The organism is Fodinibacter luteus (assembly GCF_039541575.1).
Lineage (GTDB): Bacteria > Actinomycetota > Actinomycetes > Actinomycetales > Dermatophilaceae > Fodinibacter > Fodinibacter luteus.
The window spans coordinates 1-17,438 of record NZ_BAABGM010000032.1 but is presented as its reverse complement, the minus strand read 5'-3'; the positions used below and the strand labels follow the sequence as shown (position 1 = coordinate 17,438).

Sequence of the window (17,438 nt, the reverse complement as noted above, 5' to 3'; positions counted from 1 at the left end):
CGCAGCCGTCATGTCCAAGCACACCCTGTCCGTCCTCGTCGAGAACAAGCCGGGCGTCCTCGCCCGGATCGCCGCCCTCTTCTCCCGGCGGGGCTTCAACATCGACTCCCTCGCGGTGGGGGAGACCGAGTACGCCGACGTGTCGCGGATGACCGTCGTCGTCGACGTCGACGAGCTCCCGCTCGAGCAGGTGACCAAGCAGCTCAACAAGCTCGTCGAGGTGCTCAAGGTCGTCGAGCTCGAGCCGAGCTCGGCGGTCCAGCGCCAGGTCATGCTCATCAAGGTGCGCGCCGACGCCGCGACCCGCAGCCAGGTGCTCGAGATGGTGCAGATGTTCCGCGCCAAGGTCGTCGACGTCGCCACCGACTCGCTGACCATCGAGGCGACCGGCACGACCGACAAGCTGCGGGCCCTGCTCGACGTCCTCGACCCGTACGGCGTCAAGGAGCTCGTGCAGTCCGGCATCGTCGCGATCGGCCGTGGCCCCCGCTCGATCACCGACCGCACCCTGCGCAGCGCCTGAGTCCGCCGGTCGGGCGACGACCCGGACGACGGCCTCGAACCCACCGTCCCCGCGGGACGAGACCACGCCGCACGCCGCCGGGCGCACGGCATACAGTCCGACGAGAACCAACCACCACCCACAAGGAGAGGCCGACACGATGGCCGAGATGTTCTACGACGACGACGCCGACCTGTCCGTCATCCAGGGCCGCAGGGTCGCGGTCATCGGATACGGCAGCCAGGGCCACGCCCACGCGCTCAACCTGCGCGACTCCGGGGTCGACGTGCGCGTCGGCCTCGCCGCGGGCTCGGCGTCGCGACCCAAGGCCGAGGCCGAGGGCCTGCGCGTGCTCGACGTCGCGGACGCCGTCAGGGAGGCCGACCTCGTCGTCATCCTCACCCCCGACCAGGTGCAGCGCGGGGTCTACGCCGAGCACATCGCGCCGAACCTCGCCGACGGCGCGGCCCTGCTCTTCGGCCACGGCTTCAACATCCGCTTCGGCTACATCAAGCCCCCGGCCGGCTCCGACGTCCTCATGGTCGCGCCGAAGGGCCCGGGCCACATCGTGCGCCGCGAGTTCGTCGACGGCCGTGGGGTCCCGGTGCTGCTCGCCGTCGAGCAGGACGCCTCCGGCGCCGCGTGGGACCTCGCGAAGTCCTACGGCAAGGCCATCGGCGGGCTGCGCGCGGGCGGCATCCGCACGACGTTCACCGAGGAGACCGAGACCGACCTGTTCGGCGAGCAGGCGGTGCTCTGCGGCGGCGCCTCGCAGCTCGTCATGTACGGCTTCGAGACCCTCGTCGAGGCGGGTTACCAGCCCGAGGTCGCGTACTTCGAGTGCCTCCACGAGCTCAAGCTCATCGTCGACCTCATGATCGAGGGCGGCATCGCCAAGCAGCGCTGGTCGGTGTCCGACACGGCCGAGTACGGCGACTACGTGTCCGGGCCACGCGTCATCGACCCGCACGTCAAGGAGAACATGAAGGCGGTGCTCGCCGACATCCGCAACGGCTCGTTCGCCCAGCGGTTCATCGACGACCAGGACGCCGGGGCGCCGGAGTTCACGGCGCTGCGCGAGAAGGGCGCCCAGCACCCGATCGAGGCGACCGGTCGCGAGCTGCGCAAGCTCATGGCGTGGGTCGACACCGACCGCGACGCCGACTACACAGAGGGCTCCGCCGCCCGCTGACGCCTCCCACCCGGGCACCTGCGACCTCGTGCGACATCGGTGCGGTTCTGCGGGCGTCGCCTCGCGAAAACCGCACTGATGTCGCACGGAGTCGGGGTGGGTGCGCTGGGGACGGGGATCACGGGTCCCCGGGCGCCTACGCTTCTCCCGTGGAGTCGTTCGTCGAGGACTGGCCCGTCGGGGTCGTCTTCGCGGTGCTCTGGGTCGGGGCGTTCACCCGGGGGACGGCGACGTACTGGCTCGGGCGCGGGGTTCGGGCCGGTGGTGGCCGCTCGCGCTGGTCGCACCAGCTCGAGCGACCCGTCGTGCGCCGCGCGGAGGGATGGGTGCGACGCTTCGGCGCCCCGGCGGTGACGCTGGGCTTCCTCACGGTCGGCGTGCAGACGGCCATCAACGCGTCGGCAGGCATGCTGAGGATGCCGCAGCGCCGCTTCCTGCCCGCCGTCACCGTCGGTGCCGCGCTGTGGGCGCTCGTCTACACGACGGTGGGGTTCACGGTGCTCGACGCGTGGTTCGGCGACCTGTCGTGGTGGTGGGGGCTCGTCGCCGTCGGGGTCGTCGTCGCGATCGTCCTCGTGTCCCGGCGGCTCGAGCGACCCGCGGGCGACGACCCGGTGCCGACCCCGACGACGGAGGCTCCCGCCGACTCGAGGTGATCCTGCGCACCTGGGCACGCGGTAGCACCTCGACCCAGCGGGGCCTCGCGGCATTCGGGGTGATCCTGCGCACCTGGGCTGGCGGTTTCACCTCGACCCGGCTGGCGGGCGCACAGGCGGAGCTCCCAGGGGATTTCCGGGGTCGGGGGACACGGGCGAAGCCCCCTGCGGGTCACATCGTGGGCGGCGGTGTCCACATGCTGGCACGCCCCTATCATGGAATCCCGGCCCAGCGGCGTGCCGGCTGGCCCGGACCACCCCGGTCGCGGGCGCCGCCCACCCGGGCACCCGGCATCCCGCACGCCCTGGCGGGCAGACCGACCGAAGCACCGAGAAGAGAGACCCTTCGTGACCAAGCCCGTCGTCCTCATCGCCGAGGAGCTCTCGCCCGCGACCATCGATGCCCTCGGCCCGGACTTCGAGGTCCGCCACGTCGACGGCGCAGACCGCGCCCAGCTGCTCCCGGCCATCGCCGACGTCGACGCGATCCTCATCCGCTCCGCGACGAACATCGACGCCGAGGCGCTCGCGGCGGCCCGCACCCTCAAGGTCGTCGCGCGGGCCGGCGTGGGTCTCGACAACGTCGACGTCGACGCGGCGACCAAGGCCGGCGTCATGGTCGTCAACGCCCCGACGTCCAACATCACCTCGGCCGCCGAGCTTGCGGTCGGCCTGCTCCTCGCCTGCGCCCGCAACATCGCGCCGGCCAACGAGGCGCTGCGCAACGGTGCGTGGAAGCGCAGCAAGTACGGCGGCGTCGAGCTGCTCGACAAGAAGGTCGGCATCGTCGGGTTCGGCCGCATCGGCCAGCTCGTCGCCGAGCGCCTCAAGGGCTTCGGCGTCGAGATCCTCGCCTACGACCCCTACGTGTCCGTGCAGCGCGCCGGCCAGCTCGGGGCCCGCCTCGTCACCCTCGACGAGCTGCTCGCCGAGAGCGACTTCATCACGATCCACCTGCCGAAGACGCCCGAGACCGTCGGGCTCATCGGCAAGGAGGCCCTGACGAAGGTCAAGCCCACCGTGCGGGTCGTCAACGCCGCCCGCGGTGGCGTGCTCGACGAGGAGGCCCTCGCCGAGGCCATCACCGAGGGTCGCGTCGCCGGGGCCGGCATCGACGTGTTCGCCAAGGAGCCGTGCACCGACAGCCCGCTCTTCGCCCTCGAGTCGGTCGTCGTCACCCCGCACCTCGGCGCCTCGACCGAGGAGGCCCAGGAGAAGGCCGGCGTGGCGGTCGCGAAGTCGGTCCGCCTCGCCCTCGGCGGCGACCTCGTGCCGGATGCCGTCAACGTCTCGGGTGGCGCCGTCGCCGAGGAGGTGCGCCCCGGCATCGACCTCGTCGAGAAGCTCGGCCGCGTCTTCACCGCCTTCGCCGGGTCCGTCCCGGTGCAGCTCGACGTCGAGGTGCGTGGCGAGATCACGAGCCACGACGTGTCGGTGTGGGAGCTCTCGGCGCTCAAGGGCCTGTTCACCGACATCACCGAGGACCCCGTGACGTACGTCAACGCGCCGCTCATCGCCAAGGATCGTGGCTGCGCGTCGCGCCTGCTCACCGAGGAGACCTCGGAGGACTTCCGCAACGTCACGACGCTCCACGGCACGCTCTCCGACGGCACGACGGTGTCGGTCTCGGGTACGCTCACCGGCCCCAAGATGGTGCAGAAGCTCATCGGCATCAACGGCTACGACCTCGAGATCCCCCTGAGCACGCACATGGCGTTCTTCTCCTACGAGGACCGGCCGGGCGTCATCGGCGCGGTCGGCAAGCTGCTCGGCGACGCCGACGTCAACATCGCGGGCATGCAGGTCTCGCGCGACGACGAGACGGCGAAGGCCCTCGTGGCCCTCACCGTCGACAACGAGATCCCGGACGACGTCGTCACCGCGATCGAGAAGGAGATCGGCGCCGAGACCGTCCGCGTCGTCGACCTCGTCTGATCCCGACCGCCGGGCCGGGGCGCTCTACCGTCCGACCGACAGCCCCCGGTCGTCGGCGAGCTCGCCGAACAGGCGCTCCCACCGGGCCGCGACGACCTCGGCGTCGAAGGCGGCCGCCCGGTCGCGGGCCGCGGCGCCCATCGCCGAGCGCAGGCCCGGGTCGGCGGCGAGCCGCCCGATCGCCGTGGCGAGCCCCGCCACGTCGCCCGGCGGCACGAGGAGGCCGGTGACCCCGTGGACGACGAGGTCGCGCGGGCCGGTGGGGCAGTCGAAGGCGACCACCGGGACGCCGGTGGCCATCGCCTCGAGGACGACCATCGGCAGGCCCTCGGAGCGCGAGCTCAGGGCGAAGACCGAGCACCCGAGCAGCTCGGCGCCGACGTCGGGGGCGAACCCCACGAGCTCGACGCTGCCCGAGAGCCCGGCCTGCCCGACGCGCCGGTCGAGGTCGGTCCGCTCCCGCCCGCTCCCGACGATGCGCAACCGCCAGCCGGGGTGGTCCCGGGCGACCCGGCCCCACGCGTCGATGAGCAGGTCGAAGCCCTTGCGGTGCACGAGCTGGCCCGCGGCGAGGACGACGGGGTCCTCGAGCCGCGCCGGCCCCGCCACCCACCCCAGCGGCACGGCGTTGGGGACCGTCTCGACGCGGCAGCCCGCGCCGAGCAGCGCCCGGTAGTCCGCGGCATCCCCCTCGGTGAGCGTCACGAGGGCGTCGAGCGAGGGGTACCAGCGCACGTAGTCGGCGCGGCTGGGCGCGCCCCGCCGGATGTGGTTGTGCTCCTGGGCGACGGCGACGTGCTCCTCGGTGCGCACGCGGGCGAGCGCGACGGAGAGCGCCTCGCGGGTGGAGACGACGACACAGTCGTGCTGGGCGCGCACGTAGCGGCGCAGCCACAGGTCGGACGCGAGGGTGAGCGACCCGACACGGGGGTCGGCGCCGTCTGCGAGACGGGTCGCCGTGCCGCGCAGCGCCGCGCGGGTCGCCCACCGCACGGTCGCCCCGGGCCGCAGCCCGCGCACGCGGCGTGGTCGGGTGCCGGTGAGCGACACGAGCCGGACGCCCGGCGGCAGCGGGAGGCGCGGCTCGGGGCGCGGCTGGCGCAGGCTCGCGACCTCGACGTCGTGGCCCCGCCGGGCCAGGGCCCCCGCCATCGAGAAGGTGGCCCGGATCGTGCCGCCCACGCCGTACGCGTCGAGCAGCAGGTAGCGGATGCGCACTCGACCTCCCGTCGTCCGGCCGGCTCGTCGGCAGCATCCTGCCGCAGCAGCGCACCGGCCGCGGCTCGCTCGGACCTCGCATGACGTCGGGCCACCGATCCAGTGGTGAAGTGTTCACGCCACGACGGATCCGGGGGGTGGATGTCCCGGTGTGGCGCAGGTCTCGTCCGTGAACCGTCCGGATGGTGAGAGTGGACTGACGGGTGGGCGGGGGCCCACGTACCGTCGGGGGCATGCAGCGGCGCGAGGGACTCCTCCTCATTCCCGGCCGCGGCGAGGTCCGGTAGTCAGCACCCTCGCCGCGGAGACCCCGCGACGTCGCTGACCGGCTCGCCGACCCATCGGTCGGCTCGAGCCGACCACCCACAGACAGCAGTGATGACGCCGGCCCACCGGCCGCCGAAGGAGACGACCATGAACGACAACCCCATGCTCGACGAGGCCACCCTGGCGCGCCAGGCACTCCAGGAGTCGATGGACCTGCGCGACCAGGGCCACTCGGACGACTGACTCGACCCCCGTCGCGCCCACGCAGTGGACGGACCGTCCGGATGCCGGGACCGTCCCTAGGCTGGAGAGCATGAGCGAGCGCACCACGCAGACCCTCGACCTCGCGGTCATCGGTGGCGACGGCATCGGGCCCGAGGTCGTCGCGGAGGGGCTCAAGGTCCTCGACGCCGCGATCGGCTCGGACGGCCCCAAGGTCACGACGACCGAGTACGACCTCGGGGCCCGGCGCTGGCACGCGACCGGCGAGACGCTGCCGGAGTCCGTGCTCGCCGAGCTCTCCGCCCACGACGCGATCCTGCTCGGCGCGATCGGTGACCCGACCGTGCCGAGCGGGGTGCTCGAGCGGGGGGTCCTGCTGCCGCTGCGCTTCGCCCTCGAGCACTACGTCAACCTCCGACCGGCCCGGCTCTACCCCGGGGTGGCGAGCCCGCTCGACGTCGAGCGGGTCGCCCCCGGCGGCATCGACTTCGTCGTCGTGCGCGAGGGCACCGAGGGGCCCTACGTCGGCAACGGCGGCTCGCTGCGCACGGGTACCCCGCACGAGATCGCGACCGAGGTGAGCGTCAACACCCGCTTCGGCGTGGAGCGCGTCGTCCGCGACGCCTTCGCCCGCGCCCAGGCGCGCCCCCGCCGCCACCTCACCCTCGTGCACAAGCACAACGTGCTGACCCACGCCGGTCACCTGTGGCGGCGCACCGTCGAGGAGGTCGGTGCCGAGTTCCCGGACGTCGAGACGGCCTACCAGCACGTCGACGCCGCGACGATCTTCCTCACGACCGACCCCGGGCGCTTCGACGTCATCGTCACCGACAACCTCTTCGGCGACATCATCACCGACATCGCCGCGGCGGTCGCCGGCGGCATCGGGCTCGCGGCGAGCGGCAACATCAACCCCGAGCGGCGCTACCCGAGCATGTTCGAGCCCGTGCACGGCTCGGCACCGGACATCGCGGGCCAGGGCCGGGCCGACCCCACCGCGACCGTGCTGTCGGTCGGGATGCTCCTCGCGCACCTCGGACACCCCGCCGAGGCCGAGCGGGTCGAGCGGGCGGTCGCCGCCGACCTCGCCGAGCGGGGCACGGCGCCGCGCGCGACCTCCGCCGTCGGTGACGCCATCGCCGCCCGACTCTGAGTCGGCGCCCGACCGGTAGCCTCTCGGGAAGCACCGACGCTCCCCGAGGAAAGGACCCGCGAGTCCCATGAGCCTGACCTTCGACGTCCGTCGCAACCCGACCCCGGCGAGCGAGGAGCGGCGCGCCGCGATCCACGCCAACCCCGGCTTCGGGGTCTTCTTCACCGACCACATGGTGCGCGCGGTGTGGACGAGGAGCGGTGGGTGGGGCGACGGCCGCGTCGAGCCCTACGGACCCATCCAGCTCATGCCGAGCGCCGCGGTGCTCCACTACGCGCAGGAGATCTTCGAGGGGCTCAAGGCCTACCGGCACGCCGACGGGTCGGTCTGGTCGTTCCGGCCCGAGGCCAACGCCGAGCGCATGCAGCGCAGCGCCCGCCGCCTCGCGCTCCCCGAGCTGCCGACCGAGGACTTCCTCGGCTCGCTGCGTGCCCTGCTCGCGGTCGACGAGCCGTGGGTCCCGCCGGCCGGCACGGGCGAGACGAGCCTGTACCTGCGCCCCTTCGTCTTCGCGAGCGAGGCGTTCCTCGGCGTCCGCCCGGCGAACGAGGTCACGTACTGCCTCATCGCCTCGCCCGCCGGCGCCTACTTCTCCGGCGGCCTCAAGCCGGTCACGCTCTGGATCTCCCAGCACTACGCGCGCGCCGGCGCCGGGGGCACGGGGGCGGCCAAGACCGGCGGCAACTACGCGTCCTCGCTCGCCGGCCAGCTCGAGGGCATCGAGCACGGCTGCGACCAGGCCGTCTTCCTCGACTCGTCGACGCAGACGTACATCGAGGAGCTCGGCGGGATGAACCTCTTCTTCGTCACGCGCGACAACCGCCTCGTCACCCCCGAGCTCACCGGCACGATCCTCGAGGGCGTGACGCGCAGCTCGATCCTCGAGCTCGCCAAGGACCTCGGCCTGGACCCGGAGGAGCGCAGGATCCCGATCGAGGAGTGGAAGGAGGGGGTCGCGAGCGGCGAGATCCGTGAGGTCTTCGCGTGCGGCACCGCCGCCGTCGTCACCCCCGTCGGCGAGCTGCGCTGGGAGGGTGGGTCCGCCCCCTCGACGGCGGGCGAGTCCGGGGGAGAGGTGACGAACGCCATCCGCAGCGCCCTGCTCGACGTGCAGTACGGGCGCTCCGAGGACACCCACGGCTGGCTGACCCGGCTCGCCTGACGACTAAAGGTTCACGGGCGGACCATTCACGGCTATCCTCGCTCCCGTGACCCGAGAGCAGCCCGCGCCGCAGCCCACCCGGCTGCCGGATGCCGTGCTGCGCCCGGCCGTCGGCAACGTCTTCGAGACCACCGTCGAGCAGCTCGCGACGGCGATCCGGCTCGGGGTCTTCGTCGTCGGCGAGCAGCTGCCGCCGGAGCGCGACCTCGCCGAGCGGCTCGGCGTCTCGCGCAACACCCTGCGTGAGGCCATCGCGGCGCTGCGCGACTCGGGCCTGGTCACGACGCGGCGTGGCCGCGGCGGCGGCACGGTCGTCACGGATGCCGGGCACGGGCCGGGCGGTCGGCCCACGCCCGCGGCGGCGACCGGCATCCGTCACGGCGCGGCCCTCGAGGACGCCCTCGACTACCGCCGGGTCGTCGAGCCCGGCGCGGCGCGCCTCGCCGCGACCCGCACGCTGTCCCGGGACCAGCGCGACTGGCTGCTCGAGTCGTGCGCCGCCGTGCGTGCTGCCGACCTGTCGGCGCACCGCATCGCCGACTCACGCCTGCACCTCGCCGTCGCGACCGTGACCGGGTCCCCGATGGTCGTCGAGGCCGTGACCCGGGCGCAGGCCGCCCTGGGCGAGCTGCTCGCGGCAATCCCCGTGCTGCGCACCAACATCGAGCACTCCCACGAGCAGCACGATGCCGTCGTCGCGGCGATCCTCGACGGTGACCCCGGCGCGGCCCGCACCATCATGGAGGAGCACTGCGACGCGACGTCCGCCCTCCTGCGCGGACTCATCGGATAGCGACACGAAGGGACGGACCATGCCGAGCTCGATCCATCCGGGTGGACCCCCGCAGCTCACCGTCGACCAGCTGCGCGCGGGAGTCGAGGCCGGTGAGGTCGACACGGTCATCGTGGCCTTCACCGACATGCAGGGGCGCCTGCAGGGCAAGCGCCTGCACGCCCGGTTCTTCCTCGACCACGTGCTGGCGCACGGCACGGAGGGGTGCAACTACCTGCTCGCCGTCGACGTCGACATGAACACCGTCGACGGCTACGCGATGTCGTCGTGGGACCAGGGGTACGGCGACTTCGAGTTCGTCCTCGACCTCACCACCCTGCGGCGGACCCCCGGCCAGCCGGGCTCGGTGATGATCCAGTGCGACCTCGCCTGGCTCGACGGGTCGGGCCCGGTGCGCCCGAGCCCTCGGGCCGTCCTGACCGCCCAGGCCGAGCGGGCACACGCCCTCGGGTACCGCGCCCTGGCGGGCACCGAGCTCGAGTTCATCATGTTCGAGAACTCCTTCGACGACGCCTGGGACCGGCGGTACCAGGGGCTCACCGGCGCCAACCGCTACAACGTCGACTACTCGATCCTCGGCGGCACCAAGGTCGAGCCCGTGCTGCGCGAGGTGCGCAACGAGATGTACGCCGCGGGTGTCACCGTCGAGGGCGCGAAGGGCGAGTGCAACCTGGGGCAGCACGAGATCGCCTTCCTCTACGACGACGTCGTGCGCACGAGTGACAACCACGTCGTCTACAAGACGGCCGCCAAGGAGATCGCGGCCCGGCACGGCATGTCGCTGACCTTCATGGCGAAGTACGACGAGCGCGAGGGCAACTCCTGCCACATCCACCTGTCGCTGCGCGGGCTCGACGGCGGGATCGTCTTCGCCGACGACGACCGCGAGGGTGGACACAGCCGGCTGTTCGACCACTTCCTCGCCGGGGTGCAGGTCACGCTCCGGGAGCTGTCGTACTTCTATGCGCCGAACATCAACTCCTACAAGCGTTTCCAGCCAGGTTCGTTCGCGCCGACCGCTGTGGCGTGGGGTCGCGACAACCGCACGTGCGCCCTGCGCGTCGTCGGCCACGGTGCCGGGCTGCGCATGGAGAACCGCGTTCCCGGCGGCGACATCAACCCCTACCTCGCCATCGCCGCGATGCTCGCGGGCGGCCTGCACGGCATCGAGAACGAGGTGGTGCTCGACGCCGAGATGACCGGCAACGCGTACACGGCGGACCTCGAGCACGTGCCCACCACGCTGGCCGAGGCCCGGGACCTCCTCGCGGGCAGCGCCATCGCCCGCACGGCCTTCGGCGACGACGTCGTCGACCACTACGTCAACGCCGCGGACGTCGAGCTCGCGGCCTTCAACAGCGCGGTCACCGACTGGGAGCGGGTCCGCGGCTTCGAGAGGCTGTGACACCACCCACCATGAGCACCACCTACGCACACGACGTCGTCAACCCCGCGACCGAGCAGGTCGTCACGACGATCGACCTCGTCGGGCTCGAGGAGACGGATGCCGCGGTCGCGCGGGCCGTCGAGGTCGGCCCGGCCTGGCGGGCCGTCACCCCCGCCGACCGCGGCATGCTCCTGCGGCGCTTCGCCGACGCGGTCGAGGCCGCCACCGACGAGCTCGCCGCCCTCGAGGTCGCCAACTCCGGCCACACGATCGGCAACGCACGGTGGGAGGCCGGCAACGTCGTCAGCGTGCTGCGCTACTACTCGGCGGCGCCCGAACGACTCTTCGGCCGGCAGATCCCGGTCGCCGGCGGGCTCGACGTCACCTTCAAGGAGCCGCTCGGCGTCGTGTCGGTCATCGTGCCCTGGAACTTCCCGATGCCGATCGCCGGCTGGGGGATGGCCCCGGCGCTCGCCGCCGGGAACACCGTCGTCCTCAAGCCGGCCGAGCTCACCCCACTCACCGCGATCCGTCTCGGCGAGCTCGCGCTCGACGCGGGCATCCCGCCCGGTGTGTTCACCGTGCTGCCCGGGAAGGGCTCGGTCGTGGGGGAGCGGTTCGTCACGCACCCCGACGTGCGCAAGGTCTGCTTCACCGGGTCGACCGCCGTCGGCCAGGGGATCATGCGCAAGGCCGCGGACCAGCTCAAGCGGGTGACCCTCGAGCTCGGCGGCAAGTCGGCCAATATCGTCTTCGCGGACGCCGACCTCGACGCCGCTGCGTCGAGCGCCCCGATGAGCTTCCTCGACAACGCCGGCCAGGACTGCTGCGCTCGCACGCGGATCCTCGTGCAGCGCACCGTCTTCGACGCGTTCATGGCGCGCTTCGAGCGGGCCGTGCGGGCCGTCGTCGTCGGAGACCCGAGCGACGAGGCGACCCAGATGGGCCCGCTCGTCTCCTCGGCGCAGCGCGAGACGGTCCGCGGCTACGTCGAGGGGGCGCAGGATGCCGGTCACGCCCCGGTCGACGTCGCCTTCCGCGGCACGGCGCCCGAGGGCGCCGGCTGGTGGTACCCGCCGACCGTCGTGCTGCCCAGCGGGACCGAGGACCGGGTGTGGCGCGAGGAGGTCTTCGGGCCGGTCGTCGCGGTCATGCCGTTCGACGACGAGGCCGACGCGGTCGCGAAGGCCAACGACACGGCATACGGCCTGTCGGGGTCGATCTGGACCCGCGACGTCGGTCGGGCCATCCGGGTGGCCCGCGGCGTCGAGGCGGGGAACCTCTCGGTCAACAGCCACAGCTCGGTGCGCTACGCGACGCCCTTCGGCGGCTTCAAGGCGAGCGGCCTCGGGCGCGAGCTCGGGCCCGACGCCCTCGACGCGTTCACCGAGGTCAAGAACGTCTTCATCAACACCGAGGCACAGGAGAGATGACCATGGCAGGCAGGCTCGAGGGCAAGGTCGCGGTCGTCACCGGAGGCTGCTCCGGCATCGGGCTGGCGACGGTGCGACGGTTCGCCGAGGAAGGCGCGCGGGTCGTCGTCGCCGACCTCGACGACGCGGCCGGGGAGGCGCTCGCCGCCGAGGTCGACGCGCTGTACGTCCACGCCGACGTCTCGAGCAAGGACGACGTCGACCGGCTCTTCGCGACGGCGGTCGAGCGGTACGGCCGGCTCGACGTCGCCTTCAACAACGCGGGCATCAGCCCCCCGGAGGACGACTCGATCCTCGACACCGACCTCGACGCCTGGCGCCGGGTGCAGGAGGTCAACCTCACCTCGGTCTACCTGTGCTGCAAGGCAGCCCTGCCGTACATGCTCGAGCAGAGGTCGGGCTCGATCATCAACACCGCGAGCTTCGTCGCCGTCATGGGCGCCGCCACCTCGCAGATCTCGTACTCGGCCTCCAAGGGCGGCGTGCTCGCGATGACGCGCGAGCTCGGCGTGCAGTTCGCGCGCGACGGCATCCGGGTCAACGCCCTCTGCCCGGGACCGGTCAACACCCCACTGCTCAAGGAGCTGTTCGCCAAGGACGCCGAGCGGGCCGCGCGCCGCCTCGTCCACGTGCCGATGGGCCGGTTCGGCGAGCCCGAGGAGATGGCCAACGCCGTGCTCTTCCTCGCGTCCGACGAGTCCAGCTTCATGACGGCCTCGACCTTCCTCGTCGACGGGGGCATCTCCGGTGCGTACGTCACCCCGATCTGAGGAGGGACGCCCGCGATGAGCGCTGTCCGGCCGGTCATCGGCGTCTCGTGCTACGTCGAGCACGTCGACCGATCGCCCTGGCTCGCCCAGCGCAGCGCCGTGCTGCCGCACCGGTACGTCGCGCACCTCGAGCGGGCAGGTGCCGTCGTCGTCGTGCTCCCGCCCCGGCCGGACGCCGACGACGAGCTCGCCGACGCCGTGCTCGGTCGGCTCGACGCCCTCGTCATCGCCGGGGGCGCCGACGTCCAGGCCGACCGCTACGACGCCGAGCCGCACCCGACGTCGCAGCCGCCGCGGCCCGACCGCGACGAGTGGGAGCTCGCGCTCGCGCGGGTCTCCGCCGAGCGCGACCTCCCGGTGCTCGGCATCTGCCGCGGCATGCAGGTCATGGCGGTCGCCGCCGGCGGCGGGCTCGTGCAGCACGTGCCCGACGTCGTCGGCCACGACGCGCACTGCCCGCTCCCGGGGGAGTACACCTCGCACCCCGTGACCCCGGTCGCGGGTGCGCGGCTCGCCGAGCTGCTCGGCACCGGTTCGCTCGACGTCCCGACGTACCACCACCAGGCGGTGCGCCCGGAGACCCTGGAAGGCACGCGGTACCGGCCGTCGGCCTGGCACGCGGACGGGACGCTGGAGGCGATGGAGGATCCCTCGGCGAGGTTCCGCCTCGCGGTCCAGTGGCACCCCGAGGCCGGACACGACACCCGGCTGTTCGACGCGCTCGTCGACGCGGCGTCGCGCACCCGGCCGGGCGCCGGGTGACAATCGGGTGGTGACCAGGCTGAACCGACTCGCGATCGCGGCCGGCGCCGCGAGCGCCCTCGGCGCCCTCGCGGCGGCAGGGCGCGGCGTCAACGCCGCGATGGGTGGGCGCCCGAGCGGGGCCCGGCTCGAGCGGGTGCAGCGCTCCCCGGCGTACCGCGCCGGTGCGTTCCACAACACCACCCGCGGCACCGCCGTGCTGCCGACCGGTCAGCGCGACGTGCTCCGGCGCTTCCGCGAGAGCAGCGCGACCCGCCGCCCACCCGCCCCGATCCCGGTCGTCAGCGCCTCCCACGCGCCGCGCCCCGACGGGCTCCACGTCACGTGGTTCGGGCACGCCTCGTGCCTCGTCGAGCTCGACGGGGTGCGCATCCTGCTCGACCCGGTGTGGAGCGAGCGGTGCAGCCCGAGCCGGCACGTCGGGCCGAGGCGGCTGCACGCCGTCCCGGTGCCGCTCTCCGGCCTGGGCCGGGTCGACGCCGTCGTCATCTCGCACGACCACTACGACCACCTCGACATGGACACCGTCCGTGAGCTCGCCGGGCTGACGGATGCCGTGTTCATCGTCCCGCTCGGGGTGGGGGCCCACCTCGACGCCTGGGGCGTGCCGGGCCACCGGGTCGTCGAGTGCGACTGGGAGGAGGGGTACGACGTGCGGGGGGTGCGCGTCACGGCGGTCGAGGCCCAGCACTTCTCCGGCCGGGGGCTGCGGCGCGACGGCACGCTGTGGGCCTCCTGGGTGCTCGCCGGGTCGGGCGGGCGGGTCTTCTTCAGCGGGGACTCGGGCTTCTTCCCGGGCTACGCGCGCATCGGCGCCGACCACGGGCCGTTCGACACCGCGCTCATGGCCGTCGGGGCCTACGACCCGGCGTGGCACGACATCCACCTCGACCCCGAGGAGGCGGTCGAGGCGACCCGGCTCATGCAGGGCGGGCTCCTCGTGCCGATCCACTGGTGCACGTTCGTCCTCGCCCCGCACCCGTGGTCCGAGCCCGTCGAGCGGCTCCTCGTCGCCGCCGCGACCGGTGGGGTGCCGGTGGCCGTCCCGCGGGTCGGCGACCGGGTCGACGTGGGCTCGCCGCCGGGGCTCGACGCGTGGTGGGAGCTCTGAGCGGACCGCGGTTGGCTCCGTGGCGCCGGTGGTCCGGGAGCGCCTTCGCCTCTCGTCCTCCGCCCCCGCCCGCCCAGCGGTGGGGGGAACCGGTGTCCCGACCCCGACTTCTCCGCACCGTGATGTCGCGGACCGCCTCAGGCCGGTCGGGCCGGGGCAGGATGGCGGTGTGACGATCCGCGTCGGGACCTCGGGGTGGACCTACGACAGCTGGGCCGGTCCGTTCTATCCCGACGACGTCCCCCGGCGGCGCTGGCTCGAGTTCTACGCAGAGCGGCTGGACACGGTCGAGCTCAACGCCAGCCACTACCGGTGGCCCCGGGACACGACGTTCTCGGGGTGGCGCGAGCGGCTGCCGCAGGGTTTCACCATGACGGTCAAGGCGCCCCGCGGCCTCACCCACGCGCGGCGGCTCTACGCGCCGGAGCGGTGGGCCGAGGTCGTCGAGCGCGGCCTGCGCCTCCTCGGCGAGCGGGCCGGACCCCTGCTCCTCCAGCTCCCCCCGACGATGGAGCGCGACGACGCGCGGCTCGACTACGCGCTCGCCCACCTGCCGGCATCCGTGCGCGTCGCCGTCGAGTTCCGGCACCCGTCATGGCTCGACGACCGGGTCTTCGGCATCCTCGAACGCCACCGGGCGGCCTACGTCGTGATGAGCGGGGCCAGGCTCCCCTGCGTGCTGCGGGCGACGAGTGACCTCGTCTACGTGCGGTGGCACGGCCCCAGCCACGAGCACCTGTACGCCGGGTCGTACCCGGAGGACGACCTGCGCTGGTGGGCCGACCGGCTGCGCGAGTGGGAGGGAGCCGGGCATCACGTGCTCGGCTACTTCAACAACGACCAGTTCGGCTACGCCGCGGCCAACGCGCTGCGGCTGCGTGAGCTGCTCGCCCGCTGAGCGGCCCCGCCCGCCGACCGGGGCTCAGGGGCGCCACGCCGGGTCGCGTCCGATGAAGCCCAGCAGCCGGTCCTGCGGTGAGGCATCCGCTGGGACGGGCACCCGGGGGCCGTACTGCCCCGAGGACCGCATGAGCTCCTCGATCGGCTCCATGCCGGCGAGCATCTGCTCGCACGTGGCCGGGTCGAGGTCGACGTCCTGCCCGGCCGCGCGGGCGAGGTCCCACGTGTGCATGAAGACGTCGGCGGTGTAGAACCGGTCGACGGCCACGTCGAGGGGCATCTCGCCGGTGTGCACCTCGGCGAAGGTCGTCCCGGCCGTCGCGGGGTCGTCGAGGAGCGCCTGGACGGCGTCGGCCCGCGCCTGCCACGCCCCGACCGGGTCGTCGTCGACCGGTGGGCCGGCCGGCAGCCGGATGCCGCTGCCGGACTCGAGGAACCCCGGGAACCAGTCGACGAGGTGGCGCACGACGTCGCGCGCGGCCCAGCCCGCGACCGGGCTGGGCGCGTCCCACGCGATCGTGCCGCGGGCCACCTCGGCGAACCGGCCCGCGACGGCACGGTGCCGCGGAGCCGGGGCGGCCGGCATCCCCGTCACAGCTCGCCCGAGGCCAGCATCCGGTCGAGGGCGGCGTACCCGTCGTCGACCCCCGTCTCCATGCCGCTGGCCAGCCAGGCGTCGCGCGCCTCGAACGAGTCGCACAGGCTCGTCGCGTGGAGGAGGGTGCGGCCGTCGCCGAGGTCCTCGAAGGTGAGCGTCTCGAGGGCGACCCCCTCGGGCATGCCCTCCCACGTGAAGGTCTGCACGATGCGCTCCGGGCTCACCGTGTGGAAGCAGCCCCGGAACGAGGTCTCGAGGCCCTCACGGCCGGCGGTGTAGCGCCACGAGCCGCCGTCGCGGGCGTCCCAGTAGTCGATGTCCGCCCCCATGTCGGCGGGTCCGACCCATCGGGCGAACAGCGCGGGGTCGGTGTGGGCCCGGAAGAGCTGGGCGGGTGTCGCGGCGAACTCGCGGCGGATGTGGATCATGGGGACCCGCTCGTCCGCCTCGATCCTGGCCTCGGTGCGTGTGGTGGTCATGATGCGCGTCCTTCCTCGTGGTTGTTGTTGTGGTTGTGGTCGTCGTGGTCGGGGGCCGGTCGTGGGTCGCCGGCCTCGTCGAGTCCGGCGAGGACGGCGTCGAGGCGCTGGTACCGCTCCTCGGCCCGGCGGCGGTACCGCTCGATCCACGCGGTCATGAGGTCGAGCACCTCGGCCTCGAGGTGCACCGGCCGGCGCTGCGCCTCGCGGGTGCGGCTGACGAGCCCGGCGTCCTCGAGCACCCGCAGGTGCTTCGAGACCGCCTGGACCGACACGTCGTAGGGCTCGGCGAGACTCGTGACGGTGGCGTCGCCGCTCGTCAGCCGGGCGAGGATGTCGCGCCGGGTCGGATCCGCGAGGGCGGCGAAGACCTTCGACAGCTGGTCGGCCATGAGGCGCTCCTTGTCAACCGAGTGGTTGATTACCGACGGTACGTCCGGTCCGGTCCGATGTCAACCAATTGGTTGTATAGGCCGCCGTTCGACGTGGGTGTCGTCCCGAGTCCTGTTCGCTGACAGCGGAATCCGAGCCTGTGGAACACTTGTTCGAATCGCTTCGCGCCGGTAGAGTGGGGTCACGGGGAAGGGGGGCGAGATGGGCGGTCACGCGGAGGGTGCGGCGCCGGTTCAGGGTGCGAGCGCGCTGGATGCCGCCCGCTCACGTCCCGCTGGTGACGTCACCGGCTCCCCGGCTGCCGGGGACGGTGCCGCCGGGGGTCGTGGTGGCCCCGTTCCTGACGTGGTGGCCCGGGCGGGTCAGGTCGTGGAAGCGGTGGCCGCGGCGGCGGCCGGTGGTGGGCGGGGCGCGTGGGTGGCGGTGGTGGCGGCCTGTCAGGGGCTGGTGAACACGGTGAGCGCGGTGCAGGACGGTGCGGTGGCGCAGGTTGCCCGCCGGGAGT

General features: G+C 73.1%; 18 protein-coding genes. 14 read left to right on the top strand and 4 right to left on the bottom strand.

The window, feature by feature from the left end; translation table 11 throughout:
* Positions 1–10 precede the first annotated feature (10 nt).
* The 4 genes from ilvN to serA all read left to right on the top strand — a co-directional run bounded on the left by ilvN (position 11) and on the right by serA (position 4,285).
* Positions 11–523, top strand: coding sequence for an acetolactate synthase small subunit (gene ilvN / locus ABD899_RS18430; protein WP_345208773.1), 513 nt, complete (start codon positions 11–13; stop codon positions 521–523).
* Positions 480–1,694 (top strand): ketol-acid reductoisomerase, encoded by a 1,215-nt coding sequence (gene ilvC / locus ABD899_RS18425; protein WP_345208771.1) that lies wholly within the window; start codon positions 480–482, stop codon positions 1,692–1,694. The genes ilvN and ilvC overlap by 44 nt, the downstream gene beginning before the upstream one ends.
* Positions 1,695–1,843: 149 nt before the next feature.
* Positions 1,844–2,350 (top strand): DedA family protein, encoded by a 507-nt coding sequence (locus ABD899_RS18420; protein ID WP_345208769.1) that lies wholly within the window; start codon positions 1,844–1,846, stop codon positions 2,348–2,350.
* Between the two features lie 348 nt (positions 2,351–2,698).
* The gene (gene serA, locus ABD899_RS18415) at positions 2,699–4,285 is read left to right on the top strand and encodes a phosphoglycerate dehydrogenase (RefSeq protein ID WP_345208767.1); all 1,587 of its coding nucleotides are present in this window, start codon (positions 2,699–2,701) and stop codon (positions 4,283–4,285) included.
* Positions 4,286–4,309: 24 nt separating this feature from the next.
* Here serA and ABD899_RS18410 read toward each other — a convergent pair whose 3' ends face one another.
* Positions 4,310–5,503 (bottom strand): glycosyltransferase, encoded by a 1,194-nt coding sequence (locus ABD899_RS18410; protein ID WP_345208765.1) that lies wholly within the window; start codon positions 5,501–5,503, stop codon positions 4,310–4,312.
* A gap of 414 nt (positions 5,504–5,917) precedes the next feature.
* Here ABD899_RS18410 and ABD899_RS18405 point away from each other — a divergent pair, with 414 nt between their 5' ends.
* The 10 genes from ABD899_RS18405 (at position 5,918) to ABD899_RS18360 (ending at position 15,461) form a co-directional block, all read left to right on the top strand.
* The gene (locus tag ABD899_RS18405; protein ID WP_345208763.1) at positions 5,918–6,013 is read left to right on the top strand and encodes a 3-isopropylmalate dehydrogenase; all 96 of its coding nucleotides are present in this window, start codon (positions 5,918–5,920) and stop codon (positions 6,011–6,013) included.
* A 70-nt stretch (positions 6,014–6,083) separates the two neighbouring features.
* Positions 6,084–7,145: a 3-isopropylmalate dehydrogenase gene (locus tag ABD899_RS18400; RefSeq protein WP_345208761.1), complete on the top strand. Its 1,062-nt coding sequence runs from the start codon at positions 6,084–6,086 to the stop codon at positions 7,143–7,145.
* A gap of 67 nt (positions 7,146–7,212) precedes the next feature.
* The gene (locus tag ABD899_RS18395; protein WP_345208759.1) at positions 7,213–8,307 is read left to right on the top strand and encodes a branched-chain amino acid aminotransferase; all 1,095 of its coding nucleotides are present in this window, start codon (positions 7,213–7,215) and stop codon (positions 8,305–8,307) included.
* 46 nt (positions 8,308–8,353) lie between these two features.
* Positions 8,354–9,100, top strand: coding sequence for a FadR/GntR family transcriptional regulator (locus ABD899_RS18390; protein ID WP_345208757.1), 747 nt, complete (start codon positions 8,354–8,356; stop codon positions 9,098–9,100).
* A 19-nt stretch (positions 9,101–9,119) separates the two neighbouring features.
* Positions 9,120–10,505, top strand: coding sequence for a glutamine synthetase family protein (locus ABD899_RS18385; RefSeq protein WP_345208755.1), 1,386 nt, complete (start codon positions 9,120–9,122; stop codon positions 10,503–10,505).
* An 11-nt stretch (positions 10,506–10,516) separates the two neighbouring features.
* Positions 10,517–11,920, top strand: coding sequence for an aldehyde dehydrogenase family protein (locus ABD899_RS18380; protein ID WP_345208753.1), 1,404 nt, complete (start codon positions 10,517–10,519; stop codon positions 11,918–11,920).
* A gap of 2 nt (positions 11,921–11,922) precedes the next feature.
* Positions 11,923–12,690, top strand: coding sequence for a 3-oxoacyl-ACP reductase (locus tag ABD899_RS18375; RefSeq protein WP_345208751.1), 768 nt, complete (start codon positions 11,923–11,925; stop codon positions 12,688–12,690).
* A 15-nt stretch (positions 12,691–12,705) separates the two neighbouring features.
* Positions 12,706–13,452: a gamma-glutamyl-gamma-aminobutyrate hydrolase family protein gene (locus ABD899_RS18370; protein ID WP_345208749.1), complete on the top strand. Its 747-nt coding sequence runs from the start codon at positions 12,706–12,708 to the stop codon at positions 13,450–13,452.
* A gap of 10 nt (positions 13,453–13,462) precedes the next feature.
* Positions 13,463–14,563 carry an MBL fold metallo-hydrolase gene (locus tag ABD899_RS18365; protein WP_345208747.1) on the top strand — a complete coding sequence of 367 codons (1,101 nt, stop codon included), beginning with the start codon at positions 13,463–13,465 and terminating at the stop codon, positions 14,561–14,563.
* 169 nt (positions 14,564–14,732) lie between these two features.
* Positions 14,733–15,461, top strand: a complete 729-nt coding sequence (locus ABD899_RS18360; RefSeq protein ID WP_345208745.1) for a DUF72 domain-containing protein — start codon at positions 14,733–14,735, stop codon at positions 15,459–15,461.
* A 24-nt stretch (positions 15,462–15,485) separates the two neighbouring features.
* Here the strand turns inward: ABD899_RS18360 and ABD899_RS18355 are convergent, their stop codons facing one another.
* From ABD899_RS18355 to ABD899_RS18345, 3 genes are read right to left on the bottom strand one after another with little or no spacing between them, the layout of a single operon-like run.
* Positions 15,486–16,049 (bottom strand): TIGR03086 family metal-binding protein, encoded by a 564-nt coding sequence (locus ABD899_RS18355; RefSeq protein ID WP_345208743.1) that lies wholly within the window; start codon positions 16,047–16,049, stop codon positions 15,486–15,488.
* Between the two features lie 5 nt (positions 16,050–16,054).
* On the bottom strand, positions 16,055–16,540 hold the full coding sequence (locus ABD899_RS18350) for an SRPBCC domain-containing protein (protein WP_345208741.1): 486 nt from the start codon (positions 16,538–16,540) through the stop codon (positions 16,055–16,057).
* A complete protein-coding gene (locus ABD899_RS18345; protein ID WP_345208739.1) occupies positions 16,537–16,932 on the bottom strand; it encodes an ArsR/SmtB family transcription factor in 396 nt (131 codons plus the stop codon). Before ABD899_RS18345 ends, ABD899_RS18350 begins: the two co-directional genes overlap by 4 nt.
* Positions 16,933–17,438: the final 506 nt, after the last annotated feature.